The following is a 24604-nucleotide window of genomic DNA, read 5'->3' as shown; positions in this document are numbered from 1 at the left end:
GGAGTGCGAACCCCGACCCGGCCGCTTATTGCACCGTGAAGCTGCGGCTGGCACCGGAGAAGGCGCTGATCTTGCCGGTGACCGGTGCCTTGCTGTCGCCGTAATGCACCAGGCGGTACTCGCCCGGCGGCGTGCCCGCCGGAATGGTCCAGCGCAGCGTGGCCTGCGAGGTGCCCCAGAAGCCGTCCTTGCGCAGCCAGTGGTACTGGGTGCTCCAGTCGTTGTCGCGGGCCACCACCTGCCAGGCGCCGTTAACCCTGCGCTGCACCTCGAGGAAGCTGCTCTCGGGGCGCAGGTTGTTGCGCGGGTGGCCGGTCCAGAACACCGCCTGGGCCGTGTCGCCGATGCGGTACTGGGCGTTGGCGTCCGTCACCACCTGACCGAAGCGCTTGCCCAGCGGCGGGTTGTCGTAGACCACCCCGGTGACGAAGTTGCTCTGGTCGTTGCGCAGGTCACGCGGCACCAGGGTGCTGATCACCGCCTGCTGGTCGCGCAGGGCCACGGCCATGTCGTGGAACACCTGCTGGTAGGCGGCCAGGGTCCAGCGCCCGAAGTGGGTGGAGCCGCCCTCGTAGTGCTGCTTGTCGTACTCCTCGGCGGTAGTGACGTAACCGGAGTAGGCATTGGACAGCCCGGCCACCACCAGCAGCTGGTCGTTGCCGAGCACCCCGCGCACCGTCTCGCGCAGGCGCCGGCCGGACATCACGGTGAACTCGCCGGGCACCGCCAGCAGGGCGAACTGGCCAATGCGCAGGATGGACGCCGGCAGCACCTCGGGACTCCACGGATAAGGCTTGAACGCGCTCTGCTGGAGGATGATCGGCTTGGGCGCCTGGCAGGCGATGTCCGCCGCGGTCGGCGGAGTGATGGTCTGGGTGATCAGGTTGAGCAGCGGGTTGGTCTCCACCGTGCCCTCATCGACATCCTCCAGGCCGCGACCGTCCTCGGTGCCGGCGGCGAAGGCGTAGCCCAGCGCGGCGTTGCAGGTCTGCCGCTCCTGGCCCTGGCCGAACTGCGGGCGCACGCGGATCTTGGAGAAGTCGTTGTACTGTTGGCGGAAGTCGACGGCGCCGGTCAGCTGCAGGCTGGCGCCCTGATACAGCGCCAGCGCCTTGTCGAACTGGCGGTCGCCGATGATCTCGGTGTTGCGGAACTGATCCTGGGTCGGACCGGTGCCGTCCAGGTTGAGATTGGGCGTGGTGTCGGCATGGTTGCTCTGGGCGAAGGAGGCGATGAAGTCCGGGTTGCCCTGGGCCCTGGCCAGCTCCTCGAAGCGCCATTCGGCGCGGCCCTTGTTGTCGCTGGTGAGCAGGGTGTTGCTCTTGCTCATGGACACCGGGTGCACGGCGAACCAGCTGATCATGCCGGCGTCGCGGTTGCCCTGGCGCAGGCGCAGCACCAGCATCTCCGGGTCGATCGAGCTGCCGTAGCGCGCCCGCTCCTCGGCCGGGTTGTTGTCATAGGCGGCCTGCGAGCGGTTGATGCTGGCGTTGCTCAGCTCGCCACGATTGACCAGTACATGACCGGGCTGCAGGTTGGCGTGGGCCTCGGCGATGGCCGCGACTATGCCGTTGACCTGGGCCTCGAAGTTCTCCTTGATGAAACCGAAGATGGTCACGTTGTACAGCGCGTAGTGCGACTGGCCACCGGCGGCGCCATGGGTGTGGGTGGCGCTGAGCACCACGTTCTGCTCGGTGTAGCGCTCGCCGAAGCGCTGGCGCAGACGTTCGATCACCGCCTGGTTGACCGACTGGAACAGCGCGCCGGCGTCGACGTTGACGAACACCACAGCGGGCCCGCCATTGGGCTGGGCGACGATGTAGGCGCGGGCGTACTGGCGGTTGTGGATGCCGCTGCTTTTCTGCGCGGGATCGGCATAGCCCATCATGCCGACCTCGGCGGCGGCGCCGGTGACGTCGTACTTGCCGACGCCGATCAGGTAGTTGTCGCTGTAGGCCTGGACGGCCAGGGACAGGACGCTGCTCAGGAACGCGAGCAGCAGTGTGGCGATTCTCCTTGTTTTCATGTTTCAGCACCTCGAGCCAAAGGCTCTTGCATGAACTGCAATCGGTGGCTTGAACTCAGCCGGTGGGTTTCTCGGTCGTCCGGTTTTGCGGCGGCAAAGCTTCGCCCTGCGGCGAGGCCGCAAGCCCGAACCCCCAAGGTGGAAAGCTGTTCGAATGCCCTCTCCGCAGCGGGAGAGGGTCAGGACGAGGGGCTGACGATCGCCCCTCGCCCATGCCGGGTTACTGCGTGCCTTTGCGGCGCAGACTGGCCGGGGTGAAGTAGTTTTCCGGCGGCGGCGTGAGGAGGAACTGGCGCGGCGCCTTCTCGTTGTTGCGCAGGCCGATCACCGTGTAGCTGCGGGCGATCAGGTCGTGATAGACCAGGTTCACCGGGGTGATGTTGGGCACCTCGTAGGCGTTCTTGCTGAAGGCCAGGTTGACGTGCCACAGCTCGCCGCGGGCGTCGTAGTTCTCCACCATCAGGGCGTACCAGCTGTCCTCGTCGAGGTAGAAGCGACGCTTGGCATGTACGTGGCGCTGGCCCTGGCGCAGCGTGGCCTCGACCACCCACACGCGGTGCATTTCCCAGCGGGTCAGGTCGCTGTTCAGGTGGCCCGGTTTGACCAGCTCATCCACCTTGCGCCCCGGTTTTTCCATGGCGTAGTTGTGGTAGGGCACCAGCAGGCTGCGCTTGCCGATCAGCTTCCAGTCGTAGCGATCGGTGGCGCCGTTGTACATGTCGGTGTCGTCGGCGTAGATGCCGTCGATCGGCGTGTCGTAGGCCAGGGTCGGCGCGCGGCGCACGCGGCGCTGGCCGGGGTTGTAGATCCACGCCGAACGCGGCTCGGCGACCTGGTCGATGGTCTCGTGCACCAGCAGCGCACGGCCCACGTCACGCGATGGCGGCAGCAGCTCGCTGGCGAAGAAATACAGGATGTTGTCGAGGCTGCCGGCGTCCTTCTTCGGGTTGTAGTAGTTGGACAGCAGCTGGATGCGCTCGCGCAGGATCGAGTAGCTGCCGCTGGTGGTGACCTGGGCGGTCACCGACACCTCGTCCTGGTAGCGCCCCTGCCAGCGGGCGATGTGGTTCCAGATCGCCTCGCGACCGTCCGCCGGGATCGGGAAGGGAATGCCGGCATAGGCGCCCTGCAGGCCGTTGCCGCCTTCGGCCAGGGTCGCCTGCTCGGCGTTGCGCCGGGTATTGGCGATGATCTCGCTGGGCGCGACGAAGCTGCGATGGCTGGGATAGACCGGCAGTTTGAAGGTCTGCGGGTAGGCCTTGAGCAGTGCCTTGACCCCGGCACTCAGGTTGGCGTCTTCGGCGGCCATGTTCTGCGCGTCGATCACCCGCAGCGGCTGCTCATCGGCATAGGGATCGACGTGGAAGCTGCCCGGTCCGCCGTAGCCGGCCGGCGCCTGCACGGCAGTGCCCCACTCGGGAATGCCCCTGGCCGCATCGCCCTGGCGCTCGCCGCCGAAGGGGGTCAGCGCGCCATCTAGTTGCGCTGCCTGCTCGGCACTCACCTTGGCCTGGGCGGCCAGGGGCAGCAGCAGACCGAGGGAGAGCAGGACGGAGGTAAATGCTGTTCTGGTCATGGGATTTCCGCCGTCAGAAGGAATAGGAGACGTTGAGGGCGACGTGGTCGCGGTCGATCAGCGCGTTGTCCTTGCGCGCGCCCCAGAACGAGGTGTAGGCCAGCTTGCCGGCCAGCTTCTGGCCGTACTTGGCACCCAGCTCGAGGGTGGCGGACTTGCGCCCCTGGACGAAGTTCTCGTTGAGCGACGGCGAGGTGCCGGACACGTCCTGGCGGAAGGTCAGCCCCGGCATCAGGTCGAAGTTGGGTTGCACGTCCTGCAGCAGGCCGGAGAAGTTCACCGTGTAGCCCCAGGCGAAGGAGTCCAGGTAGTCGTAGTTGACCGTGTCCAGCAGGCTGCCCGGCACATGGTTGAACGCCACCTCGGCGAGCATGATCAGGTCGTCCATGCCGGCGGTGGGGCCGAAGGTGTGGATGGTCGAGACCGAGCCGGTATACAGCTCGTGGCGCTTGTACAGGTCGATGCTGCGCCGCGGGTCGTTGGCCGAGCCGTCGCCGAACTCACCGAGGTCGATGCTGCCGCCGCTGGCCCCGCCGCCACCGAGGGCGCCCTCGGCCATGGTCTCCAGCTCGTAGATCATCGAGGGTTCCAGCGGCGCGTTGGGCCGGTAGGTCAGCTCGCCGGCGACGCTGGTGTCGCCGATGGTGCCGGACACGCTGAGGCCGAACAGGCGGATGTCCTCGGGGTAGATGAAGTCGTAGTAGGTGCTGTCGAGCAGAGCCATGCCATCTGCCAAGGCGAACAGCGTCGGGTCACCGAGCATTCCGGCCAAGCCGCATAGGTCGGTAAAGCGCCCACCACCTCCGCCACCGCTGCACGCGAAGGACTGCCCCTTCTGGATGCGCAGGAAGGGCACCTTGCTGTGGTAGTTGAGGTAGTAGAGGCTGAACTCGGTGTTGTTCCAGTCCTCCATCAGGTAGCGCAGCGCCACGCCGAACTGGCCGTCGTCGCGGGCGTCATGCTCCTTGCCGTAGCGGGCGCCGGCGACGATGCCGTTCTCGCCGTTGAGGCCCGGCACCAGGTCGGCCGGCAGCCCGAGCATATCCAGCTGGTCGCGCAGATCCACCAGCACACCGTTGCTGCCCTTGCCGAAGTAGTCCTGGTTGTTGAGGAAGGCGCCGGTGGGGATCAGGTCGTGGCCCTTCCACTCCAGGCCGTAGAAGGCCTCGACGTTCAGCGCATCGGTCAGGCCCAGCTGGCCGGAGATCATATTGGTCGGCAGCAGCGCGTCCTTGAGGCTGGCGTTGGGCAGCACCACGCGGCCGATGTCCACCGGGTTGATCACGTTGATGCCGTCAGAGTAGTAGATGCCCTCGCCCCAGTTGATCACCTGGCGGCCGAACCGCAGGCTGTACGGCATCTCGCCGACGTAGCGGTTGGTGTAGAGGTAGGCGTCGAGCAGGCGCGCGCGGTGGCCGGCGCGGTTCTCCAGGTCCGAGGGGTAGCGCTCGTCGCTGTCGGTGTTGTGGGTCTCGAAGCCATCGCCGCTGGGATCGTGATCCATGATCTGGGTGTCGTACCAGGCGGTGCCGCGCATGAACAGGCCGTCCTGCTCGGTGCGCACGTGCAGCTCGGAAGTCAGCTTGAATTCGTTGGAAACGAACCCGGTGTCGTAGTACTCGCTGCCGTCGTTGTTGTTGGTGAAGACGTTCTGCCCGCCGCGCTCGATGTGCTCGGGCGAGCTGGTGCGGTACACCGAGGTGAACTCGGCGACGCTCTCCAGCGAGGTGGTCAGATGGGGACCCGTGTCGATCTCGAAAGCCTGCAGCTGCGTCCCCCACAGCGCCAGTCCAATTGCCAATGCCATCTTGCTTTTGTTGTATGACATATGAACCTCCTGAGTTCGGTTGAAATTAACGGCAACAAAAAAACCGGCATGGGGCCAAAACGGACAAAAAGGAGGGCTCAAGAGGACTGTCACATTTGCAAACACTTCATCGCCCGGTGTTTGCGGCACACTGCTCGGCGACCATCGCTCGGTCAGGTAAGGGCACAGGAAATTGAAACCCATAGTCGATCCGCGCTATTCGGAGGCCTCGGCGCCACCGCAGATCTCCCGCTTCCTGCTGCAATACGCGGTCGCCTGCGGCCATGACCCGGCGCTGCTGTGCCGCGGCCTGGGCTTCGCCCCGGAGGACCTGAAGCGGCCGGATTACCGCCTGTCCTACCGGCAGAGCTACCAGCTGGTGCGCCGCGCCCGGCAAGTGCTGGGCGACAGCGGCCTGGGCCTGACGGTCGGCAGTCGGCAGACGCCGGTGTCCTGGGGCCTGGTGGGGCTGGCCATGCTGGCCAGTCCGGACCTAGGCACGGCACTGCAACTGGCGCTGCGCTACCAGTGGCATATCGGCAGCCTGCTCGACTACCGCATGGAGGTCGCCGGCAACCAGGTGCTGATCTACGCCTCGCCGCGCTTCTTCGACCATGAGGTGGCGATCTTCTATCTGGAGGAGGCGTTTTCCAGCAGCCTGGCCATCGTGCGCTTCCTCACCGGACAGGACCTCGTCGCCAGCCGCGTCGAGGTGCAGCACCCCAGCCCGCCACACGCACAGCGCTATACCGAGCTGTTCCGTTGCCCGCTGCGTTTCGCTGCTGAGCACAACCTGATGCAGTTCCCGGCCAACTGGCTGGAACTACCGCTGCCGACCCGCGACGACTATGTCGTCGCCGAGGCCTGCCTGTTGCTGGACGGCACCAACCGACACGAACAGGGGCTGAGCGACCTGATCGAGACCATCGAGCGCGAGGTACGCAAGAACCTGGGTGAGCCGCCGTCGCTGAGCCAACTGGCCAGCCAGTTGAACCTGAGCGAGCGCACCCTGCGCCGGCGCATCGGCGACGCGGGCCTGAGCTACTACGGCATAGTCGACGAGCTGCGCCGGGCACGCGCCCTGCAGCTGCTCGGCCAGCACGACAACCGGCTGATCGACGTAGCCTGCGCCACCGGCTTCAGCGACGTGCGCAACTTCCGCCGCGCCTTCAAGCGCTGGACCGGCGAGACGCCGCGCACGGCGAAGCAGCGTATCGCCGAGGAGTCCTAGCAGGGTGCGCTGCCACAGTGCAGCTCAGGACTCCTGATACACCGGCCAGCGCTCGACAATCTTGCCGCCGCGCACGGCCAGCAAATCACCGAACTGCAACAGCACCGACTCGCTCTGGGTCGGCCGCAGGAACACCTGATCATCCACTGCCAGGCTCACGGTGGGCGAGCCGTTGACCAGCTCCTGGTTCGAGCTGCGCCCGTACAGGCCGCTCAGCTGCAGCCCGGCCGGAGAGACCAGATCGGCCTGCCAGTTGCCGCCGTAGATGAAGAAGGTCTCGCGCTGGTTGACGTCCCACCAGGCGAACAGCCGCGACTTCTCATCCAGCGCCGGAATGCGCAGCGCCCCCGTGCGCTTGAGCACCGGCGTGGCGATGTACACCGCCGGCTCATGCTCGGCCAGCGACGGCAGGTCGTAATGGCTGGGCTTGAGCAGGCCGGTGCCAATGGCCACCTCGCTGCTCAGCCGCTCCTGCTCGTGGGCGCGGTAGCTGGGGCTGCCCGCGGTGTTCAGGGTCAGACCCTCGCGCCACAGCGCCGGGAAGCGCTGGCGGGTGAAGTCGACATAGCCCTGGTATAGCGCCATGACCTTGGCCAGTAGCTCGTCCTGGCTGCCGAGCACTGAAGGCAGGTTCATGCCGACGAAGGGGTCATAACCCATGAAGCCGGCAAACTCCAGCTGCTGCGGGTTGTCCGCAATCAGCTGCAGCAGTTGGCCCAGCGTCTGCGTATCGCCCACGCCGCCACGATGCAGGCCCACATCCAGTTCAATGTTGATGCGCAGCCGCGTGCCCAACCCCTGGGCCAGTGCCAGGTACTGCTGCAGGCGCTCGGGAGTATCGATCAGCCACTGCAGCTGCTTGGCCGGATCGAAGGGGCCGCGGTGCTGCTCGTAGAACAGCTGCGCCGAACGCACCGGTAACGGCTTGCCGAGCAGGATGTCGGCCTCGGGGAACAGCCGTGCATCGTGATTGAGGAAGGGCTGGTGGAAGGACATCAGCTTCCGGGTGCCGATGCGCTCGCCGATATAGCGCAGCAGACCGGGCGCCGGCAGCGACTTTTCCACCAGGCGCAGTTGCTTGCCACTGCGGCTAAGGAACTGGCGCACCATCTCGATATTGTGGTCGAGCCGGTCGAGGTCGATCAGCAGCGCCGGGCGCATCGGCCCGTTGACTTTGAGCTCCTGGTTCAGCGCCTGGAAATAGCCGTCGTGCGGCTGGCCCTGATCACGCGGGCGCAGCCAGGCGGCCAGCAGTCCACCGGCACCCAGCCCGGCCATTACGAAAGCGCGTCGTTTCATCTCTTCTCCTCAACCGAGACCGAACAGGCCGGCCAGGTGCGCGTTGACGAAGCGCCCGCGCGGGTCCAGCGCCTGACGCACCTCGGTGAACTCCTTCCAGCGCGGATACAACGCCTCCAGCTGGCGGGCACCCAGGCTGTGCAACTTGCCCCAGTGCGGCCGCCCCTGGTACTTCCAGAAGATCGGCTCGATTGCGGCGAAGTAGTTGTGATGGTCCATCGCATAGTGCTGGTGCACCGAGATCGCACAGCTGTCGCGCCGCTCGAACATGCTCAGGGGAATATCGTCGGCCTTGACGTAGCGATACTCGATGGGGAACCAGGTGCGCAGGTTGCCGTCGTCGATGCGCTTGAGTATCTCGCGCAGGCAGGCAGGCCCATGCTCGGCCGGCACCGAGTACTCCATTTCGTTGAAGCGCACGTTGCGCACATTGGCGAAGATCTCGTAGGAGTTGCCCACCCGCTCCTCGAAACTGGCCAGGTGGCGCATGTTGTTCAGCAGGCTGCGGCGCAGATCGGGGTGGTCGCTCAGGTGCTTGTCCAGTCCCTCGATCAGCCCGATGAAGCCGTTGCCGCCCTCCTCGTCCGGCGGCAGCGGCGGTGTGCTGGGGTCCTCGGTCTCGTTCAGCGCCACCGACAGGGCATAGTCGGAGTGGGTGACCACCAACATCTCCCAGTGCTGATTGTCGCGCTTGAGGCTCTCGACATCCTCCAGCAGCTCCTCGGTCCTGGCGATCCACTGGCGCTCGCGCAAGCGGTAGGCGGCGCGGTTCTGCATCCGCACACGGGTCACCACGCCCAACGCGCCAAGCGACACACGCGCGGCGGCGAAAAGCTCGGGATTGTTCTCGCGGCTACAGTCGAGCACATCGCCGGCGGCGCTGACCAGTTGCAGGCCGCAGACCTGGGAGGAATAGGAGCCGAAACCGATACCGGTGCCATGGGTCGAGGTGGCGATCGCCCCGGCCAGTGTCTGGTAATCGATGTCGGCCATGTTGATCAGCGCCTGGCCGGCCTCCTGGAGCGGCGCGCCCATCAGCGACATCGGCGTGCCACCGGCGAACTCGGCCTGCAGGGTCTGAGCGTCATGCTCCAGCAGTCCGGAAAAGTGGCTGAGCGACAGCAGGGTGCCGTCGGTGGGCACCAGCGCGCTGAAGGAATGCCCCGAGCCGACTGGGCGGATCTTGCCCGGAGCCTGGCGAATGACCTGCACCAGCTCGTCAAGGCTCTTCGGTGCCAGCCGCTCCAGCGGCAGACAGCTCTGCGCACCGGACCAGTTGCGCCAGGGCATGGGGCGCGGCGTACGCGCCGGTTCGGCCCAGAGCGATCGGGCCGGCAGTGCCAGGCAGGCGCCAAGCAGGCTGGCGCGCTGCAGTAGTTGACGGCGGGAGAACGGTTGGCCCATGTCAGAGATCCTCTGCCGGCTTCGACGTGGCCGACATGAACTCGATCAGCGCTTGGAATTCCGCTTCCGTGCACTGCATGCACAAGCCCATCGGCGGCATGCCCTGGAAGCCATTGATGCTGTGCTCCAGCAGGGCATCCATGCCCTTCGCCAGGCGCGGCGCCCAGGCCACGGCATCGCCAGTCAACGGCGCGCCGGCGGCAGGGTTGGCATGGCACTGCCGGCAGCTGGCGCCGTACAGCTGCGCCAGCGCCGCGTCCGCCGGCACGGCCTGCGCAGCGCCCGCAGGAGCCTGCGGCCCAGCCTCCTCGCCACAGCCACCCAGCAGTGCGCACAGCCCCAGCGCAACGGTCCGACCGCGCCAGCCATTGGCCGCCCTCAGACTCCCGCCCTGCCCTGCCTGCATAGTTACCTCCAAACTGTTCATCTCAATGCCATCACACTAAAGCAGCGTCGCGCGGCGTATGAGGTCTCAAACGGCCAGCCAGGAACACGAGAACGGCCAAACCCACGGCCATGCAAGGCGCCTTTCGGCTGTCCGTTTCCGCCCCCTTTTGCGGCCGCCGCGCCCCTGCGGACCTTCGCAGCCCTTGCTAACGTGAACGCATCGCCCCCACATGAGCGCAGCCTCCGTGAGCACAGAGAACAACGACATCCAGGATTGCGGCGATGCCGTGTGCATCATTGGCGCCGGCCCCGGCGGCCTGTGCATGGCCCGCGCGCTGAAGCGCCAGGGCCTGGCCTACGAGCAGTTCGAACGCCACAGCGCTGTCGGCGGCGTCTGGGACATAAGCAATCCGGGCACGCCGATGTACGAGTCCGCGCACTTCATCTCCTCGCGCGAGCTCTCCGGCTTCCTCGACTTTCCGATGCCCAAACACTTCCCCGACTACCCGAGCCATCGGCAGATCCTCGAGTACGTGCGCGCCTTCGCCCAGGCCTTCGACCTGTATGCCGGCATCCGCCTGGGCACTGCGGTGAGCAAGGTGCAGAAGCGTGACGACGGGCGCTGGCTGGTCACCCTCGGCAACGGCGAACGACGCAGCTATCGCGCCGTGGTCTGCGCCACCGGCTGCAACTGGGACCCGAACATGCCGGCCATCAAGGGCCAGTTCAACGGCGAGATTCGCCACTCGGTGACCTTCAAGCAGGCCGCCGAATTCAGCGGCAAGCGCGTGCTGATCATCGGCGCCGGCAACTCCGGCGCGGACATCGCCTGCGATGCCGCGACGCATGCGGAGAAGGCCTTTATCAGCCTGCGCCGCGGCTACCACTTCATCCCCAAGCACCTGTTCGGCCTGCCCGCCGACGAGGTCAGCGAGAAGGGCCCGCAGCTGCCGATCTGGCTGGTGCGACCGGTGTTCGGCCTGATCCTGCGCCTAATCAACGGCGACCTGACCCGCTTCGGCCTGCCCAAACCGGACCACAAGCTGTTCGAGAGCCACCCGCTGCTGAACACCCAGCTGCTGCATTACCTGCAGCACGGCGATATCCAGGCCAAGCCCGACCTCGACCACTTCGACGGCGACCATGCAGTGTTCAAGGACGGCAGCCGCGAGCAGATCGACCTGGCGCTGTACGCCACCGGCTACAGGTGGAGCTGCAAATACGCCGCCGACTACTTCGAATGGAAGGGCGGGCGCCCGCAGCTGTACCTGTCGATTTTCAGCCGCCAGCACCACAACCTGTTCGGCATCGGCTACCTGGAAACCAACTCCAGCGCCTACAAGCTGTTCGACAACGAGGCCCACGCCATCGCCAGCTACCTGGGCGACCAGCTGCAGCGCCCGGAGCAGGCGCGGCAGTTCGAGCAGCTGATCGCCACGGATGACCCAGACCTGTCCGGCGGCATCGACTTCATTAAGTCCCAGCGCCACGAGGTATACCTGGAGGTACACGCGCTGAAGACCCACCTGCGCAAGCTGCGCCAGCAGATGGGTTGGGGCGAGTTGGACGAGGGCTACTACGCCGGCCTGCGCAAGCACGCCGGCTTCCCCACCGCCCCGCTGCAGCCGCAGCAGGCCGTGTGAGCGGCGGTTGGATAGCCGCTGTCAACTGAGGCAGTAGCCAAGAATGCAGAAGGCCCGGCAGATGCCGGGCCTTCTGTTTCACCAGATAGCTATCACTGCCAGTTGGCGGCGATGACTACATCCAGTTGCTGACGTTGATCGGCAGTCAGGTTGCCCTCGCCACCAGCCGGTACGCCAAAGCTGGCCATGGCGTTCACCAGGTTTTGCACCTGGCTAGCAGTCAGAGCACGCCCATCCGCTACCTGGAGCTGCTCGACCTGATAGGAAGTGCTCGAATACCAGTTCTTGATGCTGACACTATCGTCAGTACCAACCACCTGGAGCTTGAGGTCATTCCCCGAGCGGCTCAGCCAGAGCTCTTCTGCATCGATATCGCTACCGAAACGAAGAGTATCCACTGCGCCTGCCACACTGCTCGTCTCGACGATGGTGTCCACACCATCTCCCAGATTGAACAGATAGGTGTCGTTCTTGTAACTGCCATACAGGGTGTCGTTACCGGTGCCACCGGCCAGCAGGTTGGCATCGGAGTAGTTGACGTCCGTTCTCAGCACGTCATCGCCAGCCTCGCCGTACAGACGGTTGCTACCGTTGCCACCATCGAGGGTGTCGTTGCCGGCACCACCACGAAGGTCGTCGATACCGTTATGGCCCAGCAGGGTGTCATTGCCGGAGCCGCCCTGTTGCAGCCAGCCGTTCGCGAACAGTTGCGCCCACGTCACGCTCGTGCCATCAGCGAACTCGATTTTCTCGATGAGCATCGAGCTGTTCCAGCTGGCAGAGACAGTGCTGGATGACAAGGCATTCTTGAACACCACCTTGTCGACACCATTGGCATGGGCCAGCACCAGATCAGCACCGGCGCGCTGGAACTGCAGGTCCTCCAGCTTGATGCCCTCGCCGAAGCGCAGAGTATCCACCGCACCAGCCACACTGCTCGTCTCGACGATGGTGTCTACACCATCTCCCAGATTGAACAGATAGGTGTCGTTCTTGTAACTGCCATACAGGGTGTCGTTACCGGTGCCACCGGCCAGCAGGTTGGCATCGGAGTAGTTGACGTCCGTTCTCAGCACGTCATCGCCAGCTTCGCCGTATAGGCGATTGCTGCCTCGACCACCATCGAGAGTGTCGTTGCCGGCACCACCGCGCAGCTCGTCCAAATTCCCCCAATCCGTCAAGGTGTCATCTTTGTCTGTACCGAAGACAGTTACCTGTTTGATTTGGGAGTAACTCCAGGTCGTACCGTCAGCGAAGCGGATCTCCTCCAGCTTGTAGGCACTTACTCCATCGTTGTTGAAGTAGTTGCTCACCGTTACCTTGTCAGTCGAGCCCACCAGCGACAGGATCAGGTTGTCGCCCGTGCGGGTGATGATGATGTCGCTCGGCGCGATGTCTGCGGCGAACTCGATCGCATCCACCTTGCCAGTGCTGGTGTCGTAGCTGCTGACTGTGTCCTGGCCCCAGCCGCGGCTGAAGCGATACACGTCGTTGCCGGCATCACCGCTCAGGCTGTCGTTACCAGCGCCACCATCCAGCACATCATCGCCGTTGCCGCCGTTGAGGCTGTCGGTGCCAGCACCACCATTGAGCACGTCGTTGCCGTTGCCACCGCTCAGATTGTCGTTGCCGTCACCGCCGTTCAGGCTGTCGTCACCTTCTTCGCCGTTCAGGTTGTCGTTGCCGGCATCGCCGTTCAGGACATCGTTACCCGCCGCACCAGACAGATAGTCGTTACCAGCACCACCATTGAGCTGATCATCGCTGGCATAACCGGTCAGGTTGTCGTCGCCGCCAGTGCTACGTACCCCCAGCTCCTTGACCTTGTCGATGCTCCAGCTGGTGCCGTTGGCGAATCGAATTTCCTCCAGCTTGTAAGCGCTCACACCTCCATTGTTGAAGTAGTTGCTCACCGTCACCTTGTCGGTCGAACCCACCAGCGACAAGATCAAGTTGTCACCCGAACGAGTGATCTGGATGTCACTCGGCGCGATGTCTGCGGCAAACTCGATCGCATCCACCTTGCCAGCGCTGGTGTCGTAGTTGTTGACCGTGTCCTGGCCCCAGCCGCGGCTGAAACGATACACATCGTTGCCGGCATCGCCGTTCAGGCTGTCATTGCCGATGCCACCGTCCAGCACATCATCGCCGTTGCCGCCGTTGAGACTGTCGGTGCCAGCACCACCATTGAGCACGTCGTTGCCGTTGCCGCCGCTCAGGTTGTCGTTGCCCTCACCACCATTGAGGCTGTCGTCACCTTCTTCGCCGTTCAGGTTGTCGTTGCCGGCATCGCCGTTCAGGACATCGTTACCCGCCGCACCGGACAGCGTGTCATTACCCGCACCGCCATTGAGCTGATCGTTTCCGACATAACCCGTCAGGTTGTCGTCGCCGCCAGTGCTACGCACCGCCAGCTCCTTGACCTTGTCGATGCTCCAGCTGGTGCCATCGACGAAGCGAATTTCTTCCAGTTTGTAAGCGCTGGTTCCGTCAAGGTAGAAGTAGTTGTTCACCGTCACCTTGTCGGTCGAACCCACCAGCGACAGGATCAGGTTGTTACCCGAGCGGGTGATGATGATGTCGCTCGGCGCGATGTCTGGGGCGAACTCGATTGCATCCACCTTGCCGGTGCTGGTGTCGTAGTTGATGATCGTGTCCTGGCCCCAACCGCGGCTGAAACGATACACATCGTTGCCGGCATCGCCGTTCAGGCTGTCATTGCCGATCCCGCCATCCAGCACATCATTGCCGTTGCCGCCGTTGAGACTGTCGGTGCCAGCGCCACCATTGAGCACGTCGTTGCCATTGCCACCGCTCAGGTTGTCGTTGCCCTCACCACCATTGAGGCTGTCGTCACCTTCTTCGCCGTTCAGGTTGTCGTTGCCGGCATCGCCGTTCAGGACATCGTTACCCGCTGCACCGGATAGCGTGTCATTACCCGCACCACCATTGAGCTGGTCGTTTCCGGCATAACCGGTCAGGTTGTCGTCGCCGCCAGTGCTACGCACCGCCAGCTCCTTGACCTTGTCGACGCTCCAGCTCGTGCCATCGACGAAGCGAATTTCTTCCAGTTTGTAAGGGCTGACTCCGTCGAGATGGAAGTAGTTGCTCACCGTCACCTTGTCGGTCGAACCCACCAGCGACAGGATCAGATTGCTACCCGAGCGGGTGATGATGATGTCGCTCGGCGCGATGTCCGCGGCGAACTCGATCGCATCCACCTTGCCGGTGCTGGTGTCGTAGTTGCTGATCGTGTCCTGGCCCCAACCGCGGCTGAAGCGATACACGTCGTTGCCGGCATCGCCGTTCAGGCTGTCATTGCCAACACCACCATCCAGCACATCATCGCCGTTGCCGCCGTTGAGACTGTCGGTGCCAGCACCGCCATTGAGTGCGTCGTTGCCGTTGCCGCCGCTCAGGCTGTCGGTGCCATCACCACCGTTGAGGCTGTCGTTGCCGTCATCGCCGGACAAATTGTCGTTGCCGGCATCACCACCCAACACGTCGTTGCCTGCCGCACCAGACAGATAGTCGTTGCCGGCACCACCATTGAGCTGATCATCGCTGGCATATCCGGTCAGGTTGTCGTCGCCGCCAGTGCTACGCACCGCCAGCTCCTTGACCTTGTCGACGCTCCAGCTCGTGCCATCGACGAAGCGAATTTCTTCCAGTTTGTAAGGGCTGGTTCCGTCAAGGTAGAAGTAGTTGTTCACCGTCACCTTGTCGGTCGAACCCACCAGCGACAGGATCAGATTGCTACCCGAGCGGGTGATGATGATATCGCTCGGGGCAATGTCCGCCGCGAACTCGATCGCATCCACCTTGCCGGCGCTGGTGTCGTAGTTGCTGATTGTGTCCTGGCCCAAACCGCGGCTGAAGCGATACACATCGTTGCCGGCATCGCCACTCAGAGTGTCATTGCCGACGCCTCCATCCAGCACATCGTTGCCATTGCCGCCGTACAGGTTGTCAGTGCCCGCACCACCATTGAGCACATCGTTACCGTTACCGCCGCTCAGGCTGTCGGTGCCATCACCACCGTTGAGGCTGTCGTCACCTTCTTCGCCATTCAGGTTGTCGTTGCCGGCATCACCACCCAACACGTCGTTGCCTGCCGCACCAGACAGATAGTCGTTGCCGGCACCACCATTGAGCTGATCATCGCTGGCATATCCGGTCAGGTTGTCGTCGCCGCCAGTGCTACGCACCGCCAGCTCCTTGACCTTGTCGACGCTCCAGCTCGTGCCATCGACGAAGCGAATTTCTTCCAGTTTGTAAGGGCTGATTCCGTCGAGATGGAAGTAGTTGTTCACCGTCACCTTGTCGGTCGAACCCATCAACGACAGAACCAGATTGCTACCAGAGCGGGTGATGATGATATCGCTCGGGGCAATGTCCGCCGCGAACTCGATCGCATCCACCTTGCCGGTACTGGTGTCGTAGTTGCTGATTGTGTCCTGACCCCAGCCACGAGCAAAACGATATACATCGCTACCGACATCACCGCTCAGGATGTCGTTGCCAAGGCCACCGTCCAGCACATCGTTGCCGTTGCCGCCGTACAGGTTGTCGTTACCCTCTCCCCCCAGCAATATGTCATTGCCATTGCCCGCCCAGAGAGTGTCCGTTCCCGTACCGCCACTCAGGAAGTCCGCGCCGTCATTGCCTGTCAGGGAGTCGTTACCTCCCTCGCCGAACAGGAAATCGGAGAGCGCGCCGCCAACAAGGCTGCCATTGGCCGCCGAGTCGACAATGACACTACTAGCGGCTCCAAGCTGTTGCTTAAGAGCCTGAAGCTGCTCTGCATCAAGCTGGCGAACCCAATCGCCTATAAACGCAAAGTCATTAGCTGCCCAGCCGGTAGTGCCTGCCATAGCAGAACCAAGCTCAAGCGCATCCACCACTGAGTTAACGGGGCTACTGCCATGTGCCTGAGCCAGCTTGTCTAACACACCGTCAAACTGCAGGGTCACACCAGCCGAGCCCAAAACAAGAGACACCTCATCAAGGTAGGGTTTGAGGCGGGTTTGCAACAATAGAGCGTTGTAAACTGAATCCATCAGGCTCTGATATGCCGCACGAATGGAGCGCTCTTGGTTCGGAGCAAATGTGAAATCTTCCTCCGTCAGGTAGAAAGTCGCGCCCAAGGCAAGTGAGCCGCCACCTGCACTGCCGGTGCGCCTTTGCGAGCCGGCAATAAAGGAAATGCCAACCTCTCCGTCAGCGCCATCGTCAGTCGTGGGTTTGAAATCGAAGAAGTATCGGCCATTGAAGACTTCCAGTACGCGGACCATCTCCAACAACTCTTTCTTCTTAAGCTGTTCAGCGGTGGGCGAGGGGTCCTGCTGGCCACCTTCCGGAATTCCTATGTACCCGCCGCCGGTGCCGCCTCCACCGCCATTAGAGCCCCCCGCAAGTTCTGGGCGCCTATCGATCTCCCAAGAATAGGAGAACTCGATGTCATACACCTTGCCCTCGGCCAGATCGGAAACGCGCTCATCGAAGGTACGGAAGTTAGCGCTATCAGCCCAGGCGCGAACCAGCCCGTTCAACAGTGCCTGCTGCTCCAAACGAGTCCCGGCAGCGGAATATGCAGCCAAAGAACCTTGTAGCTCACTGCTTGTCACGGCGGCTTCGCGCAGATCACGCACTGCGCCGGAGCCCCGCATATCAGCAACACCAGCCAGTTCCGCGGGAATCTCTATGCGATCTGCAAATTCGCGATAGAAGGGGTTGTCTTCGAAATACACATCACCCGTTACCCCCACATTTCCAGTGACACCAGCACCACCACCATGGACTGTATCCCATTGGAAGGTACCAAACCCTTCAATATGGTTGTCGTTGCCAAGATTCTTGATCTTTCCATCGGAGGTGGTGCCGATGCTCTCTATACCTATTTCTTGCAGGGTAAAGAGCTCTCCAGACTGGCTAACACCATCACCATTCAAGTCTCGCCATACACGCAAATCGGCCCATGCAGCATCACCTGCGTCCAACTTGCCATCGGCATTAACATCCAACTCTTGTATGGCTTCAAAACCATCTTTAGCTTTGCTGCCATCCGCCAACAGAGTGCTATCGCCAAATAGCTCTCGACCGTTATCGATAGAGCCATTTCCGTTGCGGTCCATCACCAGCAGGCCATCGTCGGACTTCACCCAGCCGGAACCACTTTTACTGCCATCGCCGTCGTGATCGAACAATACCTGCCCTTCGGCTCCGAAGGTTTCAATTCCATCGCCATCCAGATCCAAGACAAAGGGGTCATACACAGCCCGAAAAGCAGCATCGAATCCACTATTAACATCATCGTCAATTTGGGCATTTTGCTGCATTAACCACTGCAGGTAAGAAAGGTTAGTTTCACCATTCACGACTGCATCAATATATTCACCACGTCGCCCCATCATTTGACCGACCATAGAGTCCTCGACAAACCCATATGCGTCATCGGCGATATCCTCAAGAGACTTTCCTGCTATTTCAACATTACCTTCCAGCCCAAACTCCACTCCCTTAGCAGGAGTCCATTGCATATAGCCATTAGCGCCAAGGTGGAGCAGCCCGAAAGGTCCAAAATTACCACCCACCTCTGGCGTGGTCATTTTTAGCTTATCCACAGATGCATTTCCGTTGGCATCAATCTTCCCAGAAATACTCGCCGAACCAGCCTTTGTCTCAATTTCTATGGAGTAATTACCTTGGCCATTTACAGGAATCTCCACGCTCCTTCCTGATGCATCCTTCATTGAAAGTTGGCCATCTGCACCTATTTCTACAGTTCCACCGCTGGCATCTTCAAAAGAAATAGAACCGTCTGCACCTACATTGACACTCATATATGCTCCTTTTATCGAGTTAACGTTCCATCAGACTTTCATCTTGGTACTCCCTGAGCGGACTAAGGAAGTAATCGATCACTTTTCTCTTATCCGTCTTCACTTCCGCCCGCACGGCCATGCCCGGCGACAGTTCGATCCTGTTCTCGCCGACCTGGATGCTGTTCTCTTTCAGCTGAATGCGCGTGCTGTACACCAGCCCCAGCTTCTCGTCCTCGATGGCGTCGTTGGAGATGTTCAGCACGGTGCCGTGCACCACGCCGTACTTGGTGAAGGTGAAGGTCTCGACCTTGATCTCGACTTCCTGCCCGGCGCGCACAAAGCCGATGTCCTTGTTCTCCAGCATCGCCTCCACTTCCACCGGCTGGTCCTTGGGCACGATGACCATCAGCGGCTGGGCTTCGGTGACCACCCCGCCTGGGGTGTGGATGGCCAGCTGCTGCACGGTGCCCTCCACCGGGGCGGTGAGGCGGGTCAGGCGGTCGCGCTGCTCGGCCTTGGCCAGCTCCTGTTGCAGGGCGGCGCTGCGCTGTTCGGACTCATGCTGCAAATCGAGCATGGTGCGGCGGGTCTGGGCGATCACGCCCTGGCGACGGCGCTCGGCCTCCAGCTTGGCGGCATTGAGTTCAAGGACGCGGGCCTGCTGGATGGCCAGTTCGCGCTCTTGGTCCAGGCGCCGCTGTTCCCGTTCGAGGAAGGCGTGCTTGCCGATGATGGCCTTGTCCAGCAGCCGCTTATAGTCCTCGGCCAGTTGGCGGGTGATGGGTAGGGATTCCTGCAGCTTGGCCACCCAGGCTTGGGCGGCCTGGATCTCGGCCATGCGCTGGGCGATCTCGGCGTCGCCCTGCTCCAGGGCGGCTCTGAGCTCGAGGTACTGGCCTTGCAGCCAGGTCTGCGCCGAGGCCTGCTGTTGTGCGGTGGCCTGGGGGATGCGGCTGGCCAACGAGGCCGGTGGCTGGTTGCTGTGGATGGCTTCGAGCAAGGCGCTGGCGCGCGCGCTGTCGACCTGAGCGGCGAGCAGGTCGCTCTTCAGGCGCTCGACATCGGCGCCAGTGATCTGCGCATCCAACTCCACCAGCAGTTCGCCGGCTTTGACGGTCTGGCCGTCGTAGACGTGGATGGCCTTCACCACCGCCACTTCGCTGGGCTGGATGATCTTGCTCTTACCGCTGGGCACGATCTTGCCGCTGGCGGTGGCGACCACGTCGATCTCGCCGACGCAGGCCCAGATCAGCGCCAGCACGGCGAAGGCGATGATGGTCCACTGGATGATCCGCGGCGCCGGGTGCACCGGCGCTTCCTGCAACGCCAGGGCGGCGGGCAGGAACTGCACTTCGTGGTTCAGCCGCGCGGGGGCGTCCATGGCCTTGCGCCGTTGCCAGGAATGGCGCCAGGCACTGCGGTAGCGATCGAGTAATTCACGTTTCGCGCCCATGGCTCAGCCCTGCTGCAGTCGGTGCAGGCGCGAATAATGGCCGGCCTGGTGGGAAAGGAGTTCGGCGTGGCTGCCTTGCTCGACGATCTGCCCGCGGTCCATGACCACGATGCGGTTGGCATCGCGCACGGCGGAAAGGCGGTGAGCGATGATGATCACCGTGCGGCCCTTGCAGATGGCCTGCATGTTCTGCTGGATCACCCGCTCTGACTCGTAGTCCAGGGCACTGGTGGCCTCGTCGAAGATCAGCACCCGTGGGTTGCCGATCAGCGCACGGGCGATGGCGATGCGCTGGCGCTGGCCACCGGAAAGCGAGGCGCCGTGCTCGCCGACCACGGTGTCATAGCCTTCCGGCAGCTCGAGGATGAACTCGTGGGCGCCGGCCAGCTTGGCCGCCTGGATCACTGCTTCCAGCGGTGCACCGGGATCGGTCAGAGCGATGTTCTCGCGGATGCTGCGGGCGAACAGCATGTTGTCCTGCAGCACCACGCCGATCTGCCGGCGCAGCGAGGACACGTCGGCCAGGGCCAGGTCCATGCCGTCCACCAGCACCCTGCCCCGTTCGGGGGTATACAGGCGCTGCAGCAGACGGGTCAGGGTGCTCTTGCCGGAGCCGGAGCGACCGACCACACCGATCACTTCGCCAGCGTTGATCTGCAGACTGACTCCACGCAGCACCTCCGAGCCGTCCGGGCGGTAGCGGAAGTGCACCTGGTCGAATTCGATCTGTCCCTTGAGCGGCGGCAAGGCGCTGCGGGTGGCCTGGGATAGCTCAGTGCGGGCGTTGAGAATGTCGCCCAGGCGCTGTACCGACACCCCGGTCTGTTGGAAGTTGGTCCACAGCTGGGCCAGGCGCATGATCGGCTGCGACACCCGGCCGGCCAGCATATTGAAGGCGATCAGTTGACCGACGCTGAGATCGCCCTCGATCACCAGGCGCGCGCCCAGCCACAGGGTGGCCACGGTGACCAGCTTGCCGACCAGGCCCACGCCTTCGTTGGCGATGGTCGACAGGGTCTGGGTCTTGAAGCTGGCAGCCACATAGCCGGCCAGCTGGTTGTCCCACTTGCGGTTGATCTGCGGCTCCACCGCCATGGCCTTAAGGGTGTCGATGCCGTTGACCGTCTCGACCAGGAACGCCTGGTTCTCCGCACCGCGCGCGAAACTCTCGTTGAGCCGCGCGCGCAGCACCGGGGTGATCAGCAGGGAGATCAGGAAGTACAGCGGCAGCGAGAGGATCACCACCAGGGTCAGCCAGCCGCTGTAGTAGAACATCACGGCGATGAACACCACCGAGAACAGCACGTCGAGGATCAGCGTGATGGCGTTGCCGGTGAGGAAGCTGCGGATGTTCTCCAGCTCGCGCACCCGCGCCACCGAGTCCCCCACCCGCCGCGCCTGGAAGTAGGCCAGCGGCAAGGTCACCAGATGGCGGAACAGCCGTGAGCCCAGCTCCACGTCGATGCGGCTGGCGGTGTGGGCGAACACATAGCTGCGCAGGCCGCTGAGCAGGGTCTCGAAGAGCATGATGCCGAGCAGGCCGATGGCGATCACGTCCAGGGTCGACAGGCCGCGGTGCACCAGCACCTTGTCCATCACCACCTGGAAGAACAGCGGTGTCAGCAACGCGAAAATCTGCAGCACGAAGGACACCAGCAGCACTTCGCCGAGCAGCTTGCGATACTTGACGATGGCCGGAATGAACCAGGTGAAGTCGAACTTGGACAGCTCGCCGGCAAGCGACGCCTCGGAACGGATCAGCAGCAGCTCGCCGGTCCAGCGCTGCTCCAGCTGCTCGAAGGTCAATACCTCCGGGCGCTGTGCGCGCGGGTCGTGGATCAGCGCCTTGCCGTCGTCTAGGCGGGCGATGATGAAGTAGCGGCCTTCGTGATCGGCGGCGATGGCCGGCAGCGGCGTGGTATCTAAACGACTAAGGGAGCTGCGCGTGGACTTGGCCTTGAGGCCCAGCTTCTTGGCGGAGAGGAGGAGTTCGGCGCGGCCGAAACGGCGGCCGTCCTCGGCGAACTCATGAGCCAGCTGCTCAGGCGAAGCGGCCACATTGTGAAAGCGCGCCAGCATCACCAGGCACGCCAGGCCCGTATCGACCTCGGGCGAGGTACCCGATCCTTGGGGGTTGTCCAACATCTGCAGTCCTTTGCACGCCATTTCGTGACGGGCAAGGGAAACAGCTACCTAAAGCGTGCAACGAGGGCATTCCCTTGCCATCTGGTAGTGGCATTTAACCATTACCTGCCTTGGAGAACCACGCTTACGTGGATCTAATTGCGAATCGCTCCACTAAATGATCATTTTCAGCGAATTGCCGATTGCAATTCGATCGACGTCTTCACTGAGCACCAAACACTGAACCATCCCCTTAGCGCCCACTCGTACCTTCAAGAGAGCCACGAGAGCGAGAGGCAGCATGCACACATCCAAAGGCGGCAGACAGACAGCCCACCACGGCCCCGAGAGCCTGCCCAGGTCCGGCATCAAGAACGCCGGCCAGGGCGGCGGCAACGTGCTTGGCAACCGCACCCGGCAGCGCGCGGAAAGCAGCGATCAACGCGGCCAGCGGCATTGAGGAGACAGACCATGACAGCCCGTAAAGACGGCAAACACAGCTTCGCCGACGATCCGCAGAAAGTATCCGAGGCGGGCGGCAAAGGTGGCGGTCAGACGACCGGCATCGATGTGAAACGAGACCGTGCCGAGCGCGCCCGTACCGGTGGCCAGCACAGCCATGGCGGTGGGCGCACCGGCCGCTGAACCGCCATTTGATCGTCAGGCTCGCAACGATCCTGAGCCTGCTTGCAGCGTATGAGCAGTTTCCTTCAGCACTACGCTCGGCGGCAGATCGGTTGACTTGGCAGAGTGGTTCAATGGCATCGCGCTTGCGCCAAGGCGGCCGTCCATAGCGGCGGCCGCCCTGCCGCAGCTAGACCGCAATCGCCTCGCGGCGCTGCTTCTTCATCAGTTCCAGCTTGCGCTTGTGCACCAGCATGCGCGAAGCGGTGACGTGAATCGGCCCGCCGGTGAAAGTAGGCAGATTGCGCAGGCCCCAGCGGTCACCGTCGTCCTTGTCGATGGCCTGGCCGTTGGCCAGCTTGAGGCTCAGGGTCACGTCGAAGATCAGCTCACGTACGCTGGCCGGATTGAAGATCGCGGCGCTGTCGATGGCCTTGCTCAGCGGCACTTCGTTCGGCTTGCGCAGAGTCAGCAACAGCATGCCGTCCGGGCGCGGCTTGATCGAAACGTTGTGCTCGGGAAAGGCGTCGAAGAATTCCTTGATCGCGATTTGCATCTCTCTACTCCCTATTGTCGTGTTCCGGGTACCCAGCCAGTGCAGCGCCTGTGCCAACTTGAACCAAACTAAAATACACATACAAATCAACAGGTTAAAAAACCCAGATAGCACCGTGCCCGATGCAGAATGCACGGCATGCTGTTAGCGACGTGCAAAATGCACGACACCGCAAACAGAACCCCGCCCCCGCGGCGGGCCGTTGATTCAGGAGTCGAGAGTCGACTTGGCCCACCATTCGAACAGGCTGTCGACGCCGGCGCTGAGCTTGAGATTGGCGCTGATGCGGGAGGCGCCGCTGAGCGAGAACACGCCGGAGCAAGGCAACTGGTGCGCGGCGGCTCCCACCGGGGCAAAGGCGTAGAGCTTGTCGCGGAAGTTGTGGCTGAGCGGATGCAGGTGGGGCATCCTTCTACACTGCATAGCCATACCAGCTCACTCGGGATCGGATCGAAAAACGCCATGGCCGATGAACCACCACTGATTCCCAGCGGCCTGACCGAGCGCAGCTATGAGTTGCTGGTTCAGGCAGTGGTCGACTACGCGATCTACATGCTCGATCCGCAAGGCCGGATAATGACCTGGAACGTCGGCGCCGAACGGATCAAGGGCTACAAGGCCAGCGAAGTGATCGGCCAGCATCTGGAGATGTTCTTTCCGGAGGAAGATCGCCTCCAGGGCAAGGCGCAACGGCTGATCGCCACCGCCCTGCGCGAGGGCCGCGCCCACGACGAAGGCTGGCGGGTGCGCAAGGACGGCTCGCGCCTTTGGGCGCTGACCGTGCTCGATGCCATCCACGACGAGGCCGGCTGCCTGATCGGTCTGGCCAAGATCACCCGCGATATGACCGAACGTCACGAGGCGCAACTGCACCTGGACGAGGTGCGCGCGCAGCTGTTCCAGGCGCAGAAGATGGAGGCGCTCGGCCAGCTCACCGGCGGCATGGCGCATGACTTCAACAACCTGCTCACGGTGATCATCGGCTCCAGCGATCTGGCCCGGCGCAGCAACAATCTGGAACGCATCCAGCTGCTGCTGGAGAACATCCACGAGGCCGGTGTTCGTGGGCGCGAACTGACCCAGAACCTGCTGACCTTCGCTCGTCGCCGAACGCCGCAGGACTGGGCGCTCGACCTGGCCAGCACCCTGCAGGCCTCCTCGGCCCTGTTCGCCCAGGCCCTGCCAAAGGGCCTCAGCCTGGAGCTGGAAATAGCCCCCGCCCTGCACCCGGCGCGGGTGGACGCCAACCAGCTGGAAATGGCCCTGCTCAACCTGGTGTTCAATGCCCGCGATGCCATGGAGCAACAGGGCGGGCGCATCCTGTTGCGCGCCGAGAATCAGCGGCTGGCGGGCGAGTGGGAAGACCTGCACGGCGACTTCGTGCTGATCTCGGTCAGTGACGACGGCCCCGGCATTGCACCCGAGTTGCAGGAGCGCATCTTCGAGCCATTCTTCACTACCAAGCAATTCGGCAAAGGCACCGGCCTCGGTCTCAGTCAGGTGTACGGATTCGCCCGCAACGCCGGCGGCGCGGTCCGGGTGGAAAGCACGCCGGGCAAAGGCACCCGCATGACCATCTGCCTGCCGGCCGCGCTCTAATCCGGCCTGTTCGGCACCCGGCCTTGGCGGTAAAGTACAGGGCATTCGCGG

Annotated in this window: 16 protein-coding genes; 5 read left to right on the top strand and 11 right to left on the bottom strand. The window is 63.1% G+C overall.

Going from position 1 to position 24604, the window contains the following annotated elements; all coding sequences use genetic code 11:
* Nucleotides 1-25: 25 nt before the first annotated feature.
* From FFS62_RS22990 to FFS62_RS22980, 3 genes are all read right to left on the bottom strand, one after another.
* Complete coding sequence (locus FFS62_RS22990; protein ID WP_137975174.1) at nt 26-2026, bottom strand: neutral/alkaline ceramidase; 2001 nt, start codon at nt 2024-2026, stop codon at nt 26-28.
* Nucleotides 2027-2246: 220 nt separating this feature from the next.
* A complete protein-coding gene (locus FFS62_RS22985) occupies nt 2247-3602 on the bottom strand; it encodes a DUF1329 domain-containing protein (RefSeq protein WP_137975173.1) in 1356 nt (451 codons plus the stop codon).
* 13 nt (nt 3603-3615) lie between these two features.
* The gene (locus FFS62_RS22980) at nt 3616-5430 is read right to left on the bottom strand and encodes a DUF1302 domain-containing protein (RefSeq protein ID WP_137975172.1); all 1815 of its coding nucleotides are present in this window, start codon (nt 5428-5430) and stop codon (nt 3616-3618) included.
* A gap of 172 nt (nt 5431-5602) precedes the next feature.
* Here FFS62_RS22980 and FFS62_RS22975 point away from each other — a divergent pair, with 172 nt between their 5' ends.
* Entirely contained in the window at nt 5603-6640 is a 1038-nt protein-coding gene (locus FFS62_RS22975; protein WP_137975171.1) for an AraC family transcriptional regulator, read from the top strand.
* Between the two features lie 24 nt (nt 6641-6664).
* Here the strand turns inward: FFS62_RS22975 and FFS62_RS22970 are convergent, their stop codons facing one another.
* From FFS62_RS22970 to FFS62_RS22960, 3 genes are all read right to left on the bottom strand, one after another.
* Entirely contained in the window at nt 6665-7879 is a 1215-nt protein-coding gene (locus FFS62_RS22970; RefSeq protein ID WP_171016395.1) for a DSD1 family PLP-dependent enzyme, read from the bottom strand.
* A 69-nt stretch (nt 7880-7948) separates the two neighbouring features.
* Entirely contained in the window at nt 7949-9229 is a 1281-nt protein-coding gene (locus FFS62_RS22965; protein WP_256662357.1) for a D-arabinono-1,4-lactone oxidase, read from the bottom strand.
* A gap of 115 nt (nt 9230-9344) precedes the next feature.
* Entirely contained in the window at nt 9345-9761 is a 417-nt protein-coding gene (locus tag FFS62_RS22960) for a cytochrome c5 family protein (RefSeq protein ID WP_371920177.1), read from the bottom strand.
* Nucleotides 9762-9975: 214 nt separating this feature from the next.
* Here FFS62_RS22960 and FFS62_RS22955 point away from each other — a divergent pair, with 214 nt between their 5' ends.
* Entirely contained in the window at nt 9976-11373 is a 1398-nt protein-coding gene (locus FFS62_RS22955; RefSeq protein ID WP_256662356.1) for an NAD(P)/FAD-dependent oxidoreductase, read from the top strand.
* Between the two features lie 92 nt (nt 11374-11465).
* Here FFS62_RS22955 and FFS62_RS23510 read toward each other — a convergent pair whose 3' ends face one another.
* Genes FFS62_RS23510 through FFS62_RS22940 form a run of 3 tightly spaced genes read right to left on the bottom strand, consistent with a single transcriptional unit; the run spans nt 11466 to nt 21795 of the window.
* Entirely contained in the window at nt 11466-18215 is a 6750-nt protein-coding gene (locus tag FFS62_RS23510) for a calcium-binding protein (RefSeq protein ID WP_137975166.1), read from the bottom strand.
* Between the two features lie 19 nt (nt 18216-18234).
* The gene (locus FFS62_RS22945) at nt 18235-19650 is read right to left on the bottom strand and encodes an HlyD family type I secretion periplasmic adaptor subunit (RefSeq protein ID WP_137975165.1); all 1416 of its coding nucleotides are present in this window, start codon (nt 19648-19650) and stop codon (nt 18235-18237) included.
* 3 nt (nt 19651-19653) lie between these two features.
* A complete protein-coding gene (locus FFS62_RS22940; protein ID WP_137975164.1) occupies nt 19654-21795 on the bottom strand; it encodes a type I secretion system permease/ATPase in 2142 nt (713 codons plus the stop codon).
* Between the two features lie 280 nt (nt 21796-22075).
* Here FFS62_RS22940 and FFS62_RS23220 point away from each other — a divergent pair, with 280 nt between their 5' ends.
* Nucleotides 22076-22234, top strand: a complete 159-nt coding sequence (locus FFS62_RS23220; protein ID WP_171016394.1) for a hypothetical protein — start codon at nt 22076-22078, stop codon at nt 22232-22234.
* Nucleotides 22235-22245: 11 nt separating this feature from the next.
* Nucleotides 22246-22419: a general stress protein gene (locus FFS62_RS22935; RefSeq protein WP_137975163.1), complete on the top strand. Its 174-nt coding sequence runs from the start codon at nt 22246-22248 to the stop codon at nt 22417-22419.
* Between the two features lie 169 nt (nt 22420-22588).
* On the opposite strand, the gene FFS62_RS22930 is transcribed toward FFS62_RS22935, so the two are convergent.
* Together FFS62_RS22930 and FFS62_RS22925 are read right to left on the bottom strand one after the other, a co-directional pair.
* The gene (locus FFS62_RS22930) at nt 22589-22954 is read right to left on the bottom strand and encodes a DUF3509 domain-containing protein (RefSeq protein WP_171016393.1); all 366 of its coding nucleotides are present in this window, start codon (nt 22952-22954) and stop codon (nt 22589-22591) included.
* 207 nt (nt 22955-23161) lie between these two features.
* Entirely contained in the window at nt 23162-23362 is a 201-nt protein-coding gene (locus FFS62_RS22925) for a hypothetical protein (protein WP_137975161.1), read from the bottom strand.
* Nucleotides 23363-23416: 54 nt separating this feature from the next.
* On the opposite strand from FFS62_RS22925, the gene FFS62_RS22920 reads away from it, so the two are divergent.
* Nucleotides 23417-24553: a nitrogen regulation protein NR(II) gene (locus tag FFS62_RS22920; protein WP_137975160.1), complete on the top strand. Its 1137-nt coding sequence runs from the start codon at nt 23417-23419 to the stop codon at nt 24551-24553.
* The last annotated feature ends 51 nt before the right edge of the window (nt 24554-24604 follow it).

This window comes from Pseudomonas sp. F(2018) (assembly GCF_005508865.1).
GTDB lineage: Bacteria > Pseudomonadota > Gammaproteobacteria > Pseudomonadales > Pseudomonadaceae > Aquipseudomonas.
The sequence above is the reverse complement of the archived record's forward strand: the minus strand, read 5'-3'. Positions and strand labels throughout refer to the sequence as shown.

Coding starts and splice junctions, on each gene's coding strand:
- FFS62_RS22945 (WP_137975165.1), bottom strand. CDS start 19,650: ATGGGCGCGAAACGTGAATTACTCGATCGCTACCGCAGTGCCTGGCGC.
- FFS62_RS23510 (WP_137975166.1), bottom strand. CDS start 18,215: ATGAGTGTCAATGTAGGTGCAGACGGTTCTATTTCTTTTGAAGATGCC.
- FFS62_RS22990 (WP_137975174.1), bottom strand. CDS start 2,026: ATGAAAACAAGGAGAATCGCCACACTGCTGCTCGCGTTCCTGAGCAGC.
- FFS62_RS22965 (WP_256662357.1), bottom strand. CDS start 9,229: ATGCCCTGGCGCAACTGGTCCGGTGCGCAGAGCTGTCTGCCGCTGGAG.
- FFS62_RS22925 (WP_137975161.1), bottom strand. CDS start 23,362: ATGCCCCACCTGCATCCGCTCAGCCACAACTTCCGCGACAAGCTCTAC.
- FFS62_RS22935 (WP_137975163.1), top strand. CDS start 22,246: ATGACAGCCCGTAAAGACGGCAAACACAGCTTCGCCGACGATCCGCAG.
- FFS62_RS22980 (WP_137975172.1), bottom strand. CDS start 5,430: ATGTCATACAACAAAAGCAAGATGGCATTGGCAATTGGACTGGCGCTG.
- FFS62_RS22920 (WP_137975160.1), top strand. CDS start 23,417: ATGGCCGATGAACCACCACTGATTCCCAGCGGCCTGACCGAGCGCAGC.
- FFS62_RS23220 (WP_171016394.1), top strand. CDS start 22,076: ATGCACACATCCAAAGGCGGCAGACAGACAGCCCACCACGGCCCCGAG.
- FFS62_RS22985 (WP_137975173.1), bottom strand. CDS start 3,602: ATGACCAGAACAGCATTTACCTCCGTCCTGCTCTCCCTCGGTCTGCTG.
- FFS62_RS22930 (WP_171016393.1), bottom strand. CDS start 22,954: ATGCAAATCGCGATCAAGGAATTCTTCGACGCCTTTCCCGAGCACAAC.
- FFS62_RS22940 (WP_137975164.1), bottom strand. CDS start 21,795: ATGTTGGACAACCCCCAAGGATCGGGTACCTCGCCCGAGGTCGATACG.